The following is an 18269-nucleotide window of genomic DNA, read 5'->3' on the forward strand; positions in this document are numbered from 1 at the left end:
GCCGATCAAAGTGTCATATCGGCCTAAATGCCGGCGCTTTCACCCTGTCAGCAACTCAATACCCGACGCTGCATCGCGACCTGCAAGTCTTCGAATTTCACCGGTTTGCTCAGGTAATCGATCGAGCCGGCGGAAGCGCAATGCTCTCGATCCGCCCCCAGCGCGATCACGAACACCGGCAGGTTGGCGCAGCCCGGCAGGTCGTGGATCTGGCAACACAGTGACGCGCCATCGAGCGGCGGCAACTGGCAATCGATCAGCACCGCATGGAACGGCTCGCGCTGCAGGTATTCGATGGCGGCGGCACCATGGTCGGCGGTACGCACGCGGAAACCGAGCTTGAGCAGCATGCCGCGCATCACCAATTGATTGACGCTGTTGTCGTCCACCAGCAACACGGTGCAGTCCTGCGGTGCGCGCATGGCATCGCGAATGAGCGTCGGCGCCGCTTCGACGGCCGGCAATTCAAACTCGACGTCCAGTTGGAAACGACTGCCGCGCCCCGGCTCGGAGCGATGGGTCAATTTGCCGCCGAGCAGTTCCACCAGTTGTCGGCAGATCGCCAGCCCCACGCCCAGGCCGCCGTACTCGCGGGTCATCGAGCCGTCGAGCTGGAAGAAGCGCTGATACAGGGTCGCCTCGTCCAGATCGGTAAAACCGATGCCGGTATCGATCACCGCAAAGGACAGCGCCATTCGATTGTCCGTCGACGGCTTGCCGGTGACCCGCAAGGCGAGGCCGCCGACGCGAGTGAACTTGATCGCGTTATCCAGCAGGCACTCCAGGCATTGCGCGAGTTTGGCGCTGTCGCCCTGCAGGCGATCCGGCAGGGTCGCCAGCACGTCGACCTTGAAGTCCAGCGATTTGCTCGAGGCGTTGCCGTCGAACTGCACGCGCAGCGCCTCGACCACGGCCCGCAGGCTGAAACTGCCCGGTGTGGCTTTGAGCTTGCCGGCCTGCAATTCGGTCAGGGTCAGGATGCCGTTGACCATGCGCATCATGTCCCGCGCCGAACCGGCGGCGGTCTGCTGGTATTGCTCCAGTTCCGGATCGAGTTCGACGGTCTGCATCAGCTCCAGCGAACCGATCACCCCGTTCATCGGCGTGCGCAGTTCATGGGTCAGGGTCGCCAGGAACTCGTCCTTGAGCTTGTTGCTGTGGGCCAGTTGCTGGTTCAGCACTTCGAGTTTCTGGCCGGCGTCGAACAGGGTCTGCGCCTGTTGCTCACGCATCGCGTTGATGCGGTCGGCCAGCGCCAGCGACAGCAGCGCCACCTCGATGGCCGAGCCGATCTGGCTGGCGTACATGGTCAGGAACACGTTGGGCAGCAGGCCCAGCACCATCATGGTGTTGACGATCCCGCCGAGCAGAAAAGCCGACCAGGCGATGATGAAATAGCGCGCCACCCGCAGCCCGCGCCACCAGGCGAGGATCCCGGCAGCGAAGATCACCACGGTAAAGGTCAGCGCCAGGGTCGTCGCCAGGCGCAGGGCCAGGGCATAACTGGTCATCAGCGACAGACCAATCACCAGTGCACCGAACGCGATCAGGGCGATCAACAGCCGGTCGAGCCAGGGACTGTGGTTCCTGGTCTGCAGGAAACTGCGGGCGAACTGGCTGCCGAACAGCCCTGCGCAACCGATGAAAAACGGCGTGGCGGCGTTGGCCCACCACGGGTTGTCCGGCCAGAAATACTCGACTGCCGCGCCGTTGACCGACAGCTGATAGAGGCCGAACGATGCGATATAGAAGATGTAATAGAGGTAACTGGTGTCGCGCACGCTGAGGTAGATGAACAGGTTGTAGACCAGCATTCCCAGCAGCACGCCATAAATGATCCCCAGCACGTACAGGCGCACCGGCTGGTCTTCGAGGTACGCGGTGCTCGACCACAACGTCACCGGCGCCTGGATTGAGCCTTCGCTGGACAGCCGCAAATAGACGGTCTGTTGCTGGTCTGGCTTGAACGTGAGGTTGAACAGGTAGTTGTTCTGCCGGATCTCGCGACTGGCGAACGGCAACGCGTCCCCGGTCTGGCGCACCAGACGGAAGTCGCCGGCGGCGTCGGGCAGATACAGATCGAGGTGATCGAGCGGCGGATAGGCCAGCTCCAGCAGCCAGGTACGCTGCGCCGCCGGATTGCTCGGGCGGTAATGCAGGTCGATCTTCAGCCAGAACGCCGAGCGCGAGTAACCGGCATTGAGCGTGGCTTTATCGTGGGCCTTGAATTGTCCGGCAGCGGCTTGCGCGCGGACGTCGGCAATGCTCGCCTGACCGCTCGGGTCTTCGAACACTTGCAGGGATCGACCCAGCGGGAGACTCTGGGTGAACTCGTCGAATTCGACGGCGTTTGCCAGGAGGGGCAAACAGAACAGCAACATCAACAAATAGCGCATTGAAGCCCCAGCGTGGCTTGTCCGGTTGTGTCAGGAAGCCCCCCATTCCCTTTGAGATGACGTAAAACCGGTATTACCTGTTATTGGTTTGGATCCACTCTAGCATAGCCGTTGATGGCCATTGAGTACCATGGAAATTTTTCCTACAAAGGCTCTAGAACGGGCGTTTCAGAGCAAAGCACCGGGCTAGAGCTGTTGGCTCGGTCAGTTTGTGAAATGCCGTACGGATCCAGATACCGAGGTTATCGGTCAGGCGCCGTGCCACAACACCCGAAAAACAGGTTTGGTGGTAAGCTCGCGCACCATGAATATCTACAGCTCACGCCCCGTTGTCCTCTGTCTCTCCGGCCACGACCCCAGTGGTGGCGCCGGCTTGCAGGCAGATATCGAAGCCCTGCTCGCTCAGGGTTGCCATGCGGCTCCGGCCGTCACCGCCCTGACCGTGCAAGACACGGTCAACGTCACTGACTTTCGCGTCCTCGACCGTGAGTGGGTACTGGCCCAGGCCAATGCCGTACTCAACGATTCCGAAGTCGCGGCAGTGAAACTGGGCATGCTCGGTTCCCTGGAAATGGTCGACACCGTCGTCGAACTGCTTCAGGCGCACCCGCACTTGCCAGTGGTCTGCGACCCGGTGCTGCGCGCCGGCGGCGGCGGACGCCTGGGCAAGGACGAAGTCGGCTACGCCATGCGCGAACGCCTGCTGCCACTGTCGATCATCGCCACCCCCAACCTTCCCGAAGCCCGGATCCTTGCCGAACTGCCGGAAGGCACCGCGGACGAGTGCGCTGAAAAACTGTTGCCGTACATCAAGAACCTGCTGATCACCGGCGGCCACGGCGACGAAACCGAAATCCACAATCGCCTGTACAGCCGTGACGGCCTGCGCGAAACCTTCAAATGCCAGCGTCTGCCCGGCAGCTACCACGGTTCCGGCTGCACCCTGGCCAGCACCCTCGCCGGCCGCCTGGCACTGGGTGAAAACCTGGCCAGCGCCGTGCGTACCGCGCTGGATTACACCTGGCGCACCCTGCGCGATGCCGAACAGCTGGGCAAAGGCCAGTTCGTGCCGCGTCGTCTGCCGCTGGATTTCTGTTCCTGATGTTCCGAGCCTGAGGTCTGCGCGATGAAACTACGTGGCCTGTATGCCATCACCGACAGCCAGTTGCTCGCCGGCAAGTTTCTGTCCTACGTGGAGGCGGCGCTGGAAGGCGGTGTCACCCTCCTGCAATACCGCGACAAGAGCAGCGACGAGGCCCGGCGCCTGCGTGAGGCCGAAGCCCTGCGCGATCTGTGCGAGCGCTACAAGACGCAACTGATCATCAACGATGACGCCGAACTGGCCGCACGCCTGAATGTCGGCGTGCACCTGGGGCAGACCGACGGCCCGCTGTCGCCGACCCGCGCCTTGCTTGGTTCAAAAGCGATCATCGGTTCGACCTGCCACGCACAGCTCGAACTGGCCGCACAGGCCGCCAAAGAAGGCGCGAGTTACGTCGCCTTCGGTCGCTTCTTCAATTCCAATACCAAACCCGGTGCGCCGAGTTGCAGCCTCGATCTCCTCGACGAGGCCAAACGCACCCTGCACCTGCCGATCTGCGCGATTGGCGGCATCACCCTCGATAACGCGGCGCCACTGGTGGCCCACGGTGTCGATCTGCTGGCCGTGGTCCATGGCCTGTTCGGCGCAGACAGCACCGCCGAGGTGACCCGCCGCGCCCGCGCGTTCAACGAATTACTTAAAGTCTGATTTGAGAGCCCGATCATGTCTCGTTCCGAAACCCTGTTTGCCAACGCCCAGAAACACATCCCCGGTGGCGTGAACTCGCCGGTTCGCGCGTTCAAGAGCGTCGGCGGCACGCCGCTGTTCTTCAAGCACGCCGAAGGCGCCTACGTCACCGACGAAGACGACAAGCGTTATGTGGATTACGTCGGTTCCTGGGGCCCGATGATTCTCGGCCACAGCCACCCGGACGTACTGGACGCGGTGCGCAACCAGTTGCAACACGGTCTGTCCTACGGCGCGCCGACCGCGATGGAAACCGAGATGGCCGATCTGGTCTGCTCGCTGGTGCCATCGATGGAGATGGTGCGCATGGTCAGCTCCGGCACCGAAGCGACCATGAGCGCAATCCGTCTGGCCCGCGGTTTCACCGGCCGCGACAGCATCATCAAGTTCGAAGGCTGCTACCACGGCCACTCCGACAGCCTGCTGGTCAAGGCCGGCTCCGGCGCACTGAGTCAGGGCGTGCCAAGCTCGGCCGGCGTACCGGCAGCGTTCGCCAAACACACCCTGACCCTGCCGTTCAACGACATCGACGCGGTTGAAAAAATGCTCGCCGAAGTCGGTCAGGACGTCGCGTGCATCATCGTCGAGCCCGTGGCCGGCAACATGAACTGCGTACCGCCGGCACCGGGTTTCCTCGAAGGCCTGCGCAGCCTGTGCGACAAGCACGGCGTGGTGCTGATTTTCGATGAAGTGATGACCGGTTTCCGCGTCGCCCTCGGCGGCGCCCAGGCTTACTACGGCGTGACCCCGGACCTGACCACCTTCGGCAAGATCATCGGCGGCGGCATGCCGGTCGGCTGCTTCGGCGGCAAGCGTTCGATCATGGAGCGCATCGCACCGCTGGGTCCGGTCTATCAGGCGGGCACCCTGTCGGGCAACCCGCTGGCGATGGCCGCCGGCCTGACCACCCTGCGCCTGATCAGCCGTCCGGGCTTCCACGCCGAGCTGACCGATTACACCACTCGCCTGCTCGATGGCCTGCAACAGCGCGCCGATGCGGCGGGCATTCCGTTCGTCACCACCCAGGCCGGCGGTATGTTCGGTCTGTACTTCAGCGGTGCCGACGACATTGTGACTTTTGAAGACGTAATGGCCAGCGACGCAGCACTGTTCGGCCGCTTCTTCCACCTGATGCTGGAAGGTGGCGTGTACCTGGCACCGAGCGCTTTCGAAGCCGGTTTCACCTCGATCGCCCATGGCGAAGCCGAACTGAAACTCACCCTCGATGCCGCCGAACGCGCCTTCGCCCAGTTGAAGTAAAACGTCCCGCCGCTGACGTTGGCCATTGCCAGCGTCAGCGTTCTCCTACATCTGCACGCCTTTTCCGACACGTCTGCCAAAAATCTCCCATAAAGTGGGCGATATATTTCCCGCGCAGCAGAAAATCGAGTAAAGACTTTGTAAGGATGGCCCTGCTTATTTCATAATGCGCGCTTATTGGATCCCTCGACGGGTCCGCGCGCCCTTCAGAGGTAAGTCGATTCCCATGAACCGCACCGGCCGCACCCTTGCCTTGGGCTGCCTGTTGCTCCTTCAGCCGCTGCTCGCACATGCACAAGCAGGCGGCAACTCGTTGTTGATCCCGGCGATGGGTCGTTGCACCCTCAATACTCAGCCGCAAGATGTCACGCAGGCTCTCGCCGCCTGCCAAAAGGCAGCGGATGAAGGGGATGCGCAAGCGCAATACGAGTTGGGTGAGTTCTACTACGACGGCAAGAACGTGCCGCGCGACCTCAATCAAGCCCTGAGTTATTTCGAAAAGGCTTCGCTGCAGGGCCACGCCCAGGCGCAATTCAAGCTCGGCACCATGTTCTTCCACGGTGAGGGTGTGCAGGCCAACAACATCCAGGCCTACATCGTGCTGAAGATGGCCGCGGTCAACGGCGCCGAAGACGCACTCGACACCGCCGACGAAGTGTCCGAAAAGATGTCCCGCGAAGACCTGGAAACCGCAACCCAGGTGCTCGGGCAAATTTTCCGTAAATACCTGATGGAACTGCAGAACGCCGACGGACGTACGCCGTTCTCGCCCCTGCCTTAGCTCCTTTTCCCGCCCCGCTTACTTTTCGGGCATCGGTACCGGAAACGGCATCACATTGCCAACCCCGCCACGGGCTTCGCTGATCTTCGGCGTACCGAGACGCTCCACTTCGTCGATGCGCACGATCGAATGCATCGGCACAAAGCTGCGCACCACGCCTTCGAACTGCGCCTTGAGCTTCTCTTCGCTCGGGTCGACGACCACCTGGGTGCGCTCGCCAAAGACGAACTCTTCCACTTCCAGAAAACCCCACAGATCACTTTGATAGATCTGCTTTGCGTACATTTCGTACACCTGGCCCTGGTTGAGGAAAATCACCTTGTAGATTGGAGCTTCGCGTTTGGTCATGGCGGGCGGACAACACATCGGGGTAAAAATGAGGGCGCAAACTATAGCATAGCCACTGGACGCGCAACGGTAGGAACCTGGGGACATGTTCCCTATAATGCGCGGTTCTTTGAACCACGTGACGACCCTATTCCATGGCCAAGAAGCTTTACATCGAAACCCACGGTTGCCAGATGAACGAGTACGACAGCTCGCGCATGGTCGATCTGCTGGGCGAACACCAGGCCCTGGAAGTCACGGCGCGCGCCGAAGATGCCGACGTGATCCTGCTCAACACCTGTTCGATCCGCGAACGCGCCCAGGACCGGGTGTATTCCCAGCTCGGTCGCTGGCGCGAACTGAAACTGGCCAACCCGGACATGGTAATCGCCGTCGGCGGTTGCGTGGCCAGCCAGGAAGGCGCGGCGATCCGTGATCGCGCCCCGTACGTCGACGTGGTGTTCGGCCCGCAGACCCTGCACCGCCTGCCGGAAATGATCGACGCCGCACGCATCAGCAAGCTGCCGCAAGTCGACGTCTCGTTCCCGGAAATCGAAAAGTTCGACCACCTGCCCGAGCCGCGCATCGATGGCCCAAGCGCCTACGTGTCGGTGATGGAAGGCTGCAGCAAGTACTGCACGTTCTGCGTGGTGCCTTACACCCGCGGCGAAGAGGTCAGCCGGCCGTTCGACGACGTGATCGCCGAGATCATTCACCTGGCCGAAAACGGCGTGCGTGAAGTGACCCTGCTGGGCCAGAACGTCAACGGTTATCGCGGCCTGACCCACGACGGGCGTCTGGCGGACCTGGCCGAACTGATCCGCGTTGTCGCGGCGGTTGATGGCATCGACCGCATCCGCTACACCACCTCGCACCCGCTGGAATTCTCCGACAGCCTGATCCAGGCCCACGCCGAAGTGCCGGAACTGGTCAAGCACCTGCACTTGCCGGTGCAGTCGGGTTCGGACCGGATTCTGGCGGCGATGAAGCGCAACCACACGGCACTGGAGTACAAATCCAAGCTGCGCAAACTGCGCGCTGCCGTCCCGGGTATCTGCATCAGCTCGGACTTCATCGTCGGCTTCCCGGGGGAAACCGAGAAAGATTTCGAACAGACCATGAAGCTGATTGCCGACGTCGGCTTCGACTTCTCTTATTCGTTCGTCTACAGCCAGCGCCCGGGGACTCCGGCTGCCGACCTGGCCGACGACACCCCGGAAGAACTGAAGAAAGAACGCCTGAACGCCTTGCAGCACCGTTTGAACCAGCAAGGGTTCGAGATCAGCCGACAAATGGTCGGTTCGATCCAGCGGATTCTGGTGACCGATTATTCGAAGAAGGATCCGGGCGAGCTGCAAGGGCGCACCGAGAATAACCGTATCGTCAACTTCCGCTGCGATAATCCGACCCTGATCGGCCAGTTCGCCGACGTCCACATCGACGCGGCGCAACCGCACTCGCTGCGTGGCTCGCTGATCCAGTAACACCGCAAGAAGACCCCGCCAGACGGCTGAATCGATGCGAGGCTTTTTAAGAGCTTTCGCACCCACGCCACTGGCGTTATCCTTGATTTCATCCCAATTGCCCCAGGGCGGCTAAATACGACCTTGAACGCACCCATAGAACCTCATCGTTTCATCCTCGAGCCTTTTGAGGCTCGCCGCTTCGCCAATCTGTGCGGACAGTTCGACGAACACCTGCGCCTGATCGAACAACGCCTGGCCATCGAGATCCGCAACCGCGGCAATCAGTTCGAGCTGATCGGCGAACCCAAGCACACCACTTCCGCGGAAAACCTGATTCGCCGCCTGTACCGGGAAACCAAGGGTTCAGAGCTGTCGCCGGATACGGTTCACCTGTTCCTCCAGGAATCGGCCGTCGAGCAGCTGGACAACCACGCTCCCGCCGAAGCCTCCGTAGCCCTGCGCACCAAGAAAGGCATGATTCGCCCTCGGGGCTTGAATCAGCTGCGCTACGTGAAGGAAATCCTCGGCAACGACATCAACTTCGGCATCGGCCCGGCCGGTACCGGCAAGACCTACCTGGCTGTCGCCTGCGCCGTCGATGCGCTGGAGCGCGAGCAGATCCGTCGCATCCTGCTGGTGCGTCCGGCGGTCGAAGCGGGTGAAAAACTCGGCTTCCTGCCCGGCGACCTGTCGCAGAAGATCGACCCGTACCTGCGCCCGCTCTACGACGCGCTCTACGAGATGCTCGGCTTTGAATACGTGGCCAAGCTGATCGAGCGTCAGGTGATCGAAGTCGCGCCGCTGGCCTACATGCGCGGTCGTACGCTGAACAACAGCTTCATCATTCTCGATGAAAGTCAGAACACCACCGTCGAGCAGATGAAGATGTTCCTGACCCGGATCGGTTTCGGCTCCACGGCCGTGATCACCGGCGACATCACCCAGGTCGACCTGCCGCGCGGCACCAAGTCCGGACTTCATCACGTCATCGAAGTCCTGAAGGATGTGCCGGGCATCAGCTTCACTCACTTCCAGCCCAAAGACGTGGTGCGCCATCCGTTGGTGCAACGCATCGTCGAAGCCTACGAGCGCTTCGAGACGCGTTTGGCCGATGAAGCGCCAAAGGACACCCGCCACGATGCTTGAGCTTGACCTGCAAATCGCGACCGAAGCGTCTGCGCCGACCGAAGCCGAATTCCGCCAATGGTGCGAACTGGCCCTGCGCCAGCGCACCGCCGACTCGGAAATGACCATTCGTCTGGTGGACGAGGAAGAAGGCCGCGAGCTGAATCACACCTGGCGCCACAAGGATTACGCGACCAACGTCCTGTCCTTTCCCGCCGAAGTGCCCGACGAGTTTCTCGACATTCCCTTGCTGGGCGATCTGGTGATCTGCGTGGCCGTGGTTGAGCGTGAGGCCGCCGAACAGGGCAAGGAACCAAAGGCCCACTGGGCACATCTGGTCATTCACGGCTGCTTGCATCTGCTTGGTTACGACCATATAGATGACGAGGAGGCCGAAGAAATGGAAGCACTGGAACGCGAGTTGCTTGCCGAATTGGGTTATCCCGATCCGTACGCGGACGACGAAACCGAAACATCCCCTATCGTTACAACAAAGGATTCAGAGTAATCGCTATGAGCGAAGATCGATCGAGCAACGGGCAGAAGTCCTGGCTGGGTAAACTGACCCAGGCTTTTGCCCACGAGCCGAAGAACCGCCAGGAGCTGCTGGAGCTGCTGCGCGATGCACATCAGAACAAACTGCTGGACAGCGAAGCGCTGGCCATCGTCGAAGGCGCCATCCAGGTGGCTGACCTGCAGGTTCGCGACATTATGGTGCCGCGCTCGCAGATGATCAGCATCAAGGCGACCCAGACACCCCGCGAATTCCTCCCTGCCGTGGTCGACTCGGCCCACTCGCGCTACCCGGTCATCGGCGAAAGCCATGACGACGTGATGGGCGTGCTGCTGGCCAAGGATCTGCTGCCGCTTATCCTCAAGGAGAACGGCGACAGCTTCAACATCAAGGATCTGCTGCGCCCGGCCACCTTCGTGCCGGAGTCCAAGCGCCTGAACGTGTTGTTGCGTGAATTCCGCGCCAACCACAACCACATGGCCATCGTGATCGACGAATACGGCGGCGTGGCCGGTCTGGTGACCATCGAAGACGTGCTCGAGCAAATCGTCGGCGATATCGAAGACGAGCATGACGTCGAAGAAGACAGCTACATCAAGCCGCTGCCCAGCGGTGATTTCCTGATCAAGGCCCTGACGCCGATCGAGAACTTCAACGAGTTCTTCGACAGCGAATTCTCCGACGACGAGTTCGATACCGTCGGCGGGCTGGTGATGAGCGCGTTCGGGCACTTGCCAAAACGCAACGAAATCACTGAAATCGGCGCCTATCGTTTCCGCATCCTGAACGCCGACAGCCGTCGGATTCATTTGCTGCGACTGACCCCTATCGCCCGGTAAAAAATCTAAGGATTGAAATGCGCTGGACTACCCGCCCCGGCTGGCCCGGTAACCTGCTGGCCGTGGCGGCCGGTGCAATCACCACCTTCGCGCTGGCACCGTTCGATCTCTGGCCGCTGGCGTTGCTGGCGGTCGGCCTGTTCTACGCCGGCCTGCGCGAGCTGAGCCCGCGCCAGGCACTGGGTCGTGGCTGGTGCTTCGGTTTCGGCCTGTTCGGCGCCGGCACCAGTTGGATCTATTACAGCATCCACCACTTCGGCGGTGCTTCAGTGCTGCTGGCCGGGTTCCTGATGCTGATCTTCACGGCGGCCATTGCCTGGTTCTTCGCCCTGCCCGCGTGGCTGTGGGCGCGCTGGCTGCGCCGGAACGAAGCACCGCTGGCCGATGCCCTGGCCTTCGCGGCTCTGTGGGTTGGACAGGAAGCCTTTCGTGGCTGGTTCCTCACCGGTTTCCCGTGGCTGTACTCCGGTTACAGCCAGCTCGATGGCCCGCTGGCCGGGCTCGCGCCGCTGGGCGGCATGTGGCTGGTGTCGTTCGTCCTGGCACTGACCGCCGCGCTGATCTACAACGCACCGCGCCTGCTGCAGACCGGTCGCAAGGGCTTTATCGCTGCCGGGCTGGTATTGCTGATCGGCCCATGGGCGGCGGGCATTGCATTGAAGGGCCACGCCTGGACCAGTCCCTCCGGCGCACCACTGACCGTTGCGGCCATTCAAGGTAACGTCGAGCAAAGCATGAAATGGGACCCGGCGCAGCTCAACGCGCAACTGGCGTTGTACCGCGACCTGAGTTTCCGTTCGAAATCGGTGGATCTGCTGATCTGGCCGGAAACCGCCGTCCCGGTGCTCAAGGAGTCCGCCGAGGGTTACCTGAACATGATGGGCACCTTTGCCGCCGAGCGTAAATCGGCGCTGATCACCGGCGTGCCGATTCGCGAAATGGTTCACCACGAGAGACGCTTCTACAACGGCATCACCGTGGTCGGCGAAGGCGATGGCACCTATCTCAAGCAAAAACTGGTGCCGTTCGGCGAGTACGTCCCCTTGCAGGACCTGCTGCGCGGGCTGATCGCGTTCTTCGATCTGCCGATGTCCGACTTCGCCCGTGGCCCTGCGGATCAGCCGCTATTGCAGGCCAAGGGTTATCAGATTGCACCGTTCATCTGCTACGAAGTGGTGTACCCGGAGTTTGCTGCCGGTCTGGCAGCACGCAGCGACCTGTTGCTGACCATCAGCAACGACACCTGGTTCGGCACCTCCATCGGCCCGCTGCAACACCTGCAGATGGCGCAGATGCGCGCTCTTGAAGCAGGGCGCTGGATGATTCGTGCGACCAACAACGGCGTGACCGGCCTGATCAATCCGTTCGGGCAGATCACCGAGCGCATTCCGCAGTTCGAACAAGGCGTGCTCTACGGTGAAGTGGTGCCGATGCATAACCTGACGCCGTATCTGCAATGGCGCTCGTGGCCGCTGATCATCCTGTGCGTGGTGCTGTTTGGCTGGGCGCTGATGGCCAACCGGATGTCCAAGACTCTCTGAAAACCGATCACTCCCGCGCCCTGCGCGGGAGTGATCAATCGGCGCTGTCACCCCCTCGGTAGAACAGTGAATAGCCGATCTGCCCCACCGCCTCGTTCAACAACTGCCCGCTCTGCCAGATCGACTTGAACTCCGGCATCCAGCCGCCAAACGGCCGGGCGTTGTCCGTGCCGAGGAAGCCGACTGGTGCCGGCACTACTTCGAATCCAGCCTGTTGATAACTCCACACCGCACGGGGCATGTGCCAGGCCTGGGTCACCAGCACGATACGTTTGACGCCCTCCGGCAACAGCACTTTGGCGCTGAATTCGGCGTTCTCCCACGTGGTGCGGCTTTCCCCTTCCTGCCAACGCACGGTCACACCGAAATCATCGCGCAGTGAATCGGCCATCAGCTTCGCTTCGGTCGGTGGCGTGCCGTAATGCAGGCCGCCACTGGTCAGAATCGGCAACCCTGACGCCTTGGCCAGGCGCGCCGCATAACGCTGCCGCTCGAGCCCGACGCCCGTCGGTTGATCCTCACCCCAGGCCAGATCGCCACGCTCGCGCCCGGAGCCCAGCACCACAATCGCATCGGCGCGCTGCGCAAGGCTTGTCCATGAGTCCCGGGGCAGCGGCGGCTCGCGCTCCAGGGCCTTGGCGCCCCATTGCACGACCACCGGCAGGCTCATCAGCAAGAACCCGCCAAAACCCAGGGCAAAACACAGGCCGGCCAGTCGCGGTCGCGAACGTCGCAACCACCAGGCGACGAGCAACAGCAACAAGAGCAGGCCGGGCGGCAATAGAAGTTGTTTAATGAAATAACGAAAAGGCATCGAGCATCTCCAGAGATGCCCGAAGCCTAAGTGGGTTGATACGACGCGACAACCAGTAGGGTCGGATCCTGTTGAAAAAGATCCGTTTTTTGACCTGCCATGCGTTTACTTTGCCTGCAGAGTGCGCACCTTGACGGGGTCTCTGCCAGGCGCCTTGTCCTTGAGCCAGACGACCTTGGCCGAGTGGGCTGCATCGAGTTGCTTCACTGCCTGTGACAGGTATCCGTGGGTTTCACGCTCACTGCGATCCAGATAAGCCTTGACCAGATTGAACTCGGCGGGGCTCAAGCCACGCAATTCCAGCTCCAGGGGGCGCTCGTCGCGCAGCCGTCCAGCGGTTTTTGCAGCGTCCAGGGCCATTCCCAGACGATCGATCAACCGCTCGTACAACTCCGGTTTGCTTATGTTTCTTTGCTGTGACTCCACCATCCCTCACCTCATTGAAGATAAGACTCACTCCCCAGTTAGAGCTTAGCTTCGCTGCACAAACCGGCTGCACGCCGCGACCAACGGCCCTCGCCGCGATTTCAACGGGTAACACGGCTGCAATCAGGGTTTCCCTAGGCCAAGCGCGGTCATGTATGCTACGGCGCTTCCTGTAACTCCACTTCCAGCCCGTCCGGCCCGCTCCGGATGTCGCATTGAAGAGGATTAGGCCACCCCTATCCAGTACAAAAGTAGCCATGCACGAACAATATCAGCCCCGTGAAATCGAAGCCGCCGCCCAGTCGTTCTGGGACGAGCAAAAGTCCTTTGAAGTCAGTGAACAGCCAGGCAAGGAGACTTACTACTGCCTGTCGATGTTCCCTTACCCCAGCGGCAAGCTACACATGGGGCACGTGCGCAACTACACCATCGGCGACGTCATCTCCCGCTACCAGCGCATGCTCGGCAAGAACGTCCTGCAACCGATGGGTTGGGACGCCTTCGGCATGCCGGCGGAAAACGCCGCGATGAAGAACAACGTAGCCCCGGCCAAGTGGACCTACGAAAACATCGCCTACATGAAATCCCAGCTGCGCAGCCTGGGCCTCGCGGTGGACTGGTCCCGCGAAGTCACCACCTGCAAACCGGATTACTACCGCTGGGAACAGTGGCTGTTCACCCGCCTGTTCGAAAAAGGCGTGATCTACCGCAAGAACGGTACCGTGAACTGGGACCCGATCGACCAGACCGTTCTGGCCAACGAACAGGTGATCGACGGTCGCGGCTGGCGCTCCGGCGCGCTGATCGAAAAGCGCGAAATCCCGATGTACTACTTCAAGATCACCGCCTACGCGGATGAGCTGCTGGAGAGTCTCGACGAATTGACTGGCTGGCCGGAACAGGTCAAGACCATGCAGCGCAACTGGATCGGCAAGTCCCGCGGGATGGAAGTGCAGTTCCCGTACAACGTCGATTCGATCGGCGAAAGCGGTACCCTGAAAGTCTTCACCACCCGTCCGGACACCCTGATGGGCGCAACCTATGTTGCCGTGGCGGCCGAGCACCACCTGGCCGCTCTCGCCGCCAGGAACAACCCTGAGCTGCAAGCGTTCATCGCCGAATGCAAGGGCGGCAGCGTCGCCGAAGCCGACGTCGCCACCCAAGAGAAGAAGGGCCTGCCGACCGGCCTGTTCGTCGAGCATCCGCTGACCGGTGAAAAACTGCCGGTGTGGGTCGCCAACTACGTGCTGATGCACTACGGCGACGGCGCGGTCATGGCTGTGCCGGCTCACGACGAACGCGATTTCGAATTCGCCCACAAGTACAACCTGCCGGTCAAATCCGTGGTTCGCACCAGCTCCGGTGAAACCAACCCGGCGCCATGGCAGGATGCCTACGGCGAGCACGGCACGCTGATCAACTCCGGCGAGTTCGACGGCCTGGACTTCGCCGGCGCGTTCGACGCCATGGAAGTTGCCCTGATCAAGAAAAACCTCGGCGCCTCGCGCACCCAGTTCCGGCTGCGCGACTGGGGCATCAGCCGTCAGCGCTATTGGGGCTGCCCGATTCCGATCATCCACTGCGATACCTGCGGTGACGTGCCGGTACCGGAAGACCAGTTGCCTGTCGTACTGCCGGAAGACGTGGTGCCGGACGGCGCCGGTTCGCCGCTGGCACGCATGCCCGAGTTCTACGAGTGCACCTGCCCGAAATGCGGTCAGCCTGCCAAGCGTGAAACCGACACCATGGACACCTTCGTCGAGTCGTCCTGGTACTACGCCCGTTACGCCTCGCCGCACTTCGAGGGCGGTCTGGTGGAAAAATCCGCAGCCGACCACTGGTTGCCGGTGGATCAGTACATCGGCGGTATCGAACACGCCATTCTTCACCTGCTGTACGCGCGCTTCTTCCACAAGCTGATGCGCGACGAAGGCCTGGTGAGCTCCAACGAGCCGTTCAAGAACCTGCTGACTCAAGGCATGGTGATTGCCGAGACTTACTATCGCCGCGAAGCCAACGGCGCCTATACCTGGTTCAACCCGGCGGACGTCGATCTCGAACGCGACGGCAAGGGCAACGTCACCAGCGCCAGACTGAAAACCGACGGTCTGCCGGTGGAAATCGGCGGCACCGAGAAAATGGCCAAGTCGAAGAACAACGGCGTCGACCCTCAATCGATGATCGACCAGTTCGGCGCGGACACCTGCCGCCTGTTCATGATGTTCGCCTCGCCGCCCGACATGAGCGCCGCGTGGTCAGACTCCGGCGTTGAAGGCTCGCACCGCTTCCTCAAGCGCGTCTGGCGTCTGGCTCAGGCCCACGTCACTCAGGGCCTGCCGGGCAAACTGGACATCGCCGGCCTGAACGACGAGCAGAAAGCCGTTCGTCGCGCGATCCACCAGGCCATCAAGCAGGCCAGCCACGATGTTGGCCAGAACCACAAATTCAACACCGCCATCGCCCAGGTGATGACGCTGATGAACGTGCTGGAAAAAGCGGCACAATCCACCGAACAGGATCGCGCGCTGGTTCAGGAAGGTCTGGAAGCCGTTACGCTGTTGCTGGCTCCGATCACCCCGCACATTTGCCACGAACTGTGGAATCAACTGGGCCACGCCGATCCTGTGATCGACGCCGGCTGGCCAGTGGTGGATGAAAGCGCACTCGTTCAGGACAGCCTGACCCTGGTGATCCAGGTCAACGGCAAACTTCGCGGCCAGATCGAAATGCCGGCTGCCGCGACCCGTGAAGAAGTCGAAGCGGCAGCCCGCGCCAACGAGAACGTGCTGCGTTTCGTTGACGGCCTGACGATTCGCAAAGTGATCGTAGTGCCCGGGAAACTGGTCAATATCGTCGCCAGCTAATTGGATCGGGCGTCAGGTGTGCCTGACGCCCTGTAAAACCTTTCGGGCCGCAGGGTCGGCCCACATGGTTTCAAGGGGAGCAACACAATGATCAAACGCAATCTGCTGGTGATGGGCCTCGCCGTCCTGTTGAGCGCCTGCGGTTTCCAGCTGCGCGGCACCGGCACCAACGAACTGTCGATCAAAGAGCTCGATCTGAGCGCCCGCAACGCCTACGGCGAGACCGTGACGCAACTGCGTCAGGTGCTGGAGGCCAGCGGCGTCAAGGTCGTCTCCGGCGCACCGTACAAGCTGTACCTGGCCGATGAGCAGGAAAACCAGCGCATCCTCAGCTACGCCGGCGCCGGTCGTACTGGCGAATATCAGGTGAGCACCGTGCTCAGCTATGACATCCGCGGTGAAAAAGGCCTGTTGCTCAAAAGCGACAAGCTTGAAGTGCAGAAAGTGTTCATCCACGACGGCAACAACCTCGTGGGTTCCGATCAGGAAGCCAACGATGCGCGTCGTGAAACCCGCCGCGAACTGGTTCAGCGCATGATGCTGCGTCTGCAACAGCTGACACCGGCGCAGCTGGACGCTCTGCAGCAAACCGCCAATGCCCGTGCCAAGGCAGAGGCCGACGCCCTGGAAGCGGCGCAGAAGGCTGAAGCGGAAACCCCGCGTCAGTCGCCGCTCGAACTGCCGCAGCAGTAAGCCGTTCGGGGCGCGCAGGCGCCCCGTTCGCCCTCTCTTATGAAGCTCGCTCCCGCCCAACTCGGCAAACACCTGCAAGGCGCCCTTGCGCCGGTCTACATCATCAGCGGCGATGACCCGTTGCTGTGTCAGGAAGCTGCCGACGCCATTCGCACCGCTGCCCGTCAGCAAGGGTTCGACGAACGCCAGGTGTTCGCCGCCGATGCCAATTTCGATTGGGGTACGTTGCTGCAGGCCGGTGCCAGCATGTCGCTGTTCGCCGAAAAACGCTTGCTGGAGCTGCGCCTGCCCTCCGGCAAGCCTGGCGACAAAGGCGCTGCCGCACTGATCGAATACTGCTCGCGCCCTGCCGAAGACACGGTACTGCTGATCAGCCTGCCCAAGCTGGACGGCAGCGCGCAGAAGACCAAGTGGGGCAAGGCGCTGGTCGAAGGTCCGCAGACCCAGTTCATTCAGATCTGGCCTGTGGATGCCAACCAGTTGCCGAGCTGGATTCGCCAACGACTGTCTCAGGCCGGCCTCTCGGCCAGTCAGGACGCGGTCGAACTGATTGCCGCGCGGGTCGAAGGCAACCTGCTTGCCGCGGCGCAGGAGATCGAGAAGCTCAAGCTGATGGCCGAAGGCGGTCAGATCACCGTCGAAACCGTACAGGCGGCCGTGGCCGACAGTGCGCGCTTCGACGTGTTCGGCCTGACCGACGCGGTGCTCAACGGCGAACCGGCTCACGCCCTGCGCATGCTCGAAGGGCTGCGCGGTGAAGGGGTCGAGCCGCCAGTGATCCTCTGGGCCCTGGCCCGTGAGTTGCGCCTGCTGGCCAACATCTCGCTGCAGTACAGCCAGGGCACACCGCTGGACAAGTGCTTCAGTCAGGCCAAACCGCCGGTCTGGGACAAGCGCAAACCGCTGATGAGCAAGGCCCTGCAACGCTACTCGGCACAGCGCTGGGCGCAGTTGTTGCTTGAAGCCCAGCGCATCGATGCGCAGATCAAGGGCCAGGCAGCCGGTTCGCCGTGGATGAGCCTCAGCCGTTTGGCGCTGTTGATGGCGGGTCAGCGTCTGACATTACCTGCCGAATGAAACCCGGGATCGCATACTGCGATCCCGTTTTTTTTGCACAGACCATTTCCTACAGCACATCTCGCCTTCAGTCCTATAGACAGAAGCTCGACATCGGCAGATCATTTACCGCGCAAAACTCACTCACTCGCGAGACCCCTCATGAGCAAAAAGCCATCGAAACATGGCCACAACAAGGCCAAATCCATCGTCGCCCAACCCCTGTTCCGCAGCCGCCAGGAACGACCAACCAAGGGTAAAGGCAGCTACCGCCGCGAAGCCTTCCAGTCTGACAGCTGGGAGGCTTCTTACTTTCTGGCCGCTTGAAGCGCAGCACCCCTTCCTCATGTTAAGGTCTGCACCTGATTCGTATCCCCT

Annotated in this window: 17 protein-coding genes; 13 read left to right on the forward strand and 4 right to left on the reverse strand. The window is 61.6% G+C overall.

All coding sequences use genetic code 11. The features are described 5' to 3' along the window. Window positions 1-47: 47 nt before the first annotated feature. Window positions 48-2396, reverse strand: a complete 2349-nt coding sequence (locus ACSPX5_RS19920) for a hybrid sensor histidine kinase/response regulator (protein ID WP_439820136.1) — start codon at window positions 2394-2396, stop codon at window positions 48-50. 304 nt (window positions 2397-2700) lie between these two features. Between ACSPX5_RS19920 and ACSPX5_RS19925 the strand changes: the two genes are divergently transcribed. From ACSPX5_RS19925 to ACSPX5_RS19940, 4 genes are all read left to right on the forward strand, one after another. Beyond that, window positions 2701-3498: a hydroxymethylpyrimidine/phosphomethylpyrimidine kinase gene (locus ACSPX5_RS19925; protein ID WP_007958699.1), complete on the forward strand. Its 798-nt coding sequence runs from the start codon at window positions 2701-2703 to the stop codon at window positions 3496-3498. Between the two features lie 24 nt (window positions 3499-3522). Further along, window positions 3523-4146 carry a thiamine phosphate synthase gene (thiE, locus tag ACSPX5_RS19930; protein ID WP_169432052.1) on the forward strand — a complete coding sequence of 208 codons (624 nt, stop codon included), beginning with the start codon at window positions 3523-3525 and terminating at the stop codon, window positions 4144-4146. Window positions 4147-4161: 15 nt separating this feature from the next. Beyond that, on the forward strand, window positions 4162-5445 hold the full coding sequence (gene hemL / locus ACSPX5_RS19935; RefSeq protein ID WP_439820137.1) for a glutamate-1-semialdehyde 2,1-aminomutase: 1284 nt from the start codon (window positions 4162-4164) through the stop codon (window positions 5443-5445). Window positions 5446-5671: 226 nt separating this feature from the next. Further along, window positions 5672-6226, forward strand: coding sequence for a tetratricopeptide repeat protein (locus ACSPX5_RS19940; RefSeq protein WP_439820138.1), 555 nt, complete (start codon window positions 5672-5674; stop codon window positions 6224-6226). Window positions 6227-6244: 18 nt separating this feature from the next. Here ACSPX5_RS19940 and ACSPX5_RS19945 read toward each other — a convergent pair whose 3' ends face one another. After that, entirely contained in the window at window positions 6245-6574 is a 330-nt protein-coding gene (locus ACSPX5_RS19945) for a DUF1820 family protein (protein ID WP_169432054.1), read from the reverse strand. A 134-nt stretch (window positions 6575-6708) separates the two neighbouring features. Between ACSPX5_RS19945 and miaB the strand changes: the two genes are divergently transcribed. The 5 genes from miaB to lnt all read left to right on the forward strand — a co-directional run bounded on the left by miaB (window position 6709) and on the right by lnt (window position 12038). After that, the gene (gene miaB, locus ACSPX5_RS19950) at window positions 6709-8037 is read left to right on the forward strand and encodes a tRNA (N6-isopentenyl adenosine(37)-C2)-methylthiotransferase MiaB (protein ID WP_064382169.1); all 1329 of its coding nucleotides are present in this window, start codon (window positions 6709-6711) and stop codon (window positions 8035-8037) included. A 123-nt stretch (window positions 8038-8160) separates the two neighbouring features. Then, window positions 8161-9165 (forward strand): PhoH family protein, encoded by a 1005-nt coding sequence (locus tag ACSPX5_RS19955; protein ID WP_011336084.1) that lies wholly within the window; start codon window positions 8161-8163, stop codon window positions 9163-9165. Continuing rightward, complete coding sequence (gene ybeY / locus ACSPX5_RS19960; protein WP_169432055.1) at window positions 9158-9652, forward strand: rRNA maturation RNase YbeY; 495 nt, start codon at window positions 9158-9160, stop codon at window positions 9650-9652. The genes ACSPX5_RS19955 and ybeY overlap by 8 nt, the downstream gene beginning before the upstream one ends. A 5-nt stretch (window positions 9653-9657) precedes the next feature. After that, the gene (locus ACSPX5_RS19965; RefSeq protein ID WP_007909641.1) at window positions 9658-10497 is read left to right on the forward strand and encodes an HlyC/CorC family transporter; all 840 of its coding nucleotides are present in this window, start codon (window positions 9658-9660) and stop codon (window positions 10495-10497) included. Between the two features lie 17 nt (window positions 10498-10514). Continuing rightward, on the forward strand, window positions 10515-12038 hold the full coding sequence (gene lnt, locus ACSPX5_RS19970; protein ID WP_439820139.1) for an apolipoprotein N-acyltransferase: 1524 nt from the start codon (window positions 10515-10517) through the stop codon (window positions 12036-12038). Window positions 12039-12072: 34 nt separating this feature from the next. On the opposite strand, the gene ACSPX5_RS19975 is transcribed toward lnt, so the two are convergent. Next, window positions 12073-12852 carry a YdcF family protein gene (locus ACSPX5_RS19975; RefSeq protein WP_169432057.1) on the reverse strand — a complete coding sequence of 260 codons (780 nt, stop codon included), beginning with the start codon at window positions 12850-12852 and terminating at the stop codon, window positions 12073-12075. Window positions 12853-12957: 105 nt separating this feature from the next. After that, window positions 12958-13281, reverse strand: a complete 324-nt coding sequence (locus tag ACSPX5_RS19980; protein WP_169432058.1) for a hypothetical protein — start codon at window positions 13279-13281, stop codon at window positions 12958-12960. 254 nt (window positions 13282-13535) lie between these two features. On the opposite strand from ACSPX5_RS19980, the gene leuS reads away from it, so the two are divergent. The 4 genes from leuS to arfA all read left to right on the forward strand — a co-directional run bounded on the left by leuS (window position 13536) and on the right by arfA (window position 18218). Beyond that, window positions 13536-16142 (forward strand): leucine--tRNA ligase, encoded by a 2607-nt coding sequence (gene leuS, locus ACSPX5_RS19985; RefSeq protein ID WP_323161175.1) that lies wholly within the window; start codon window positions 13536-13538, stop codon window positions 16140-16142. Window positions 16143-16229: 87 nt separating this feature from the next. Then, on the forward strand, window positions 16230-16835 hold the full coding sequence (locus ACSPX5_RS19990) for an LPS-assembly lipoprotein LptE (protein WP_169432060.1): 606 nt from the start codon (window positions 16230-16232) through the stop codon (window positions 16833-16835). A 39-nt stretch (window positions 16836-16874) separates the two neighbouring features. Next, entirely contained in the window at window positions 16875-17912 is a 1038-nt protein-coding gene (gene holA, locus ACSPX5_RS19995; RefSeq protein WP_439820140.1) for a DNA polymerase III subunit delta, read from the forward strand. Window positions 17913-18053: 141 nt separating this feature from the next. Further along, window positions 18054-18218 (forward strand): alternative ribosome rescue factor ArfA, encoded by a 165-nt coding sequence (arfA, locus tag ACSPX5_RS20000; RefSeq protein ID WP_007958672.1) that lies wholly within the window; start codon window positions 18054-18056, stop codon window positions 18216-18218. Window positions 18219-18269 lie beyond the last annotated feature (51 nt).

It is taken from the genome of Pseudomonas sp. HLG18 (assembly GCF_051903985.1).
GTDB lineage: Bacteria > Pseudomonadota > Gammaproteobacteria > Pseudomonadales > Pseudomonadaceae > Aquipseudomonas > Aquipseudomonas fluorescens_BT.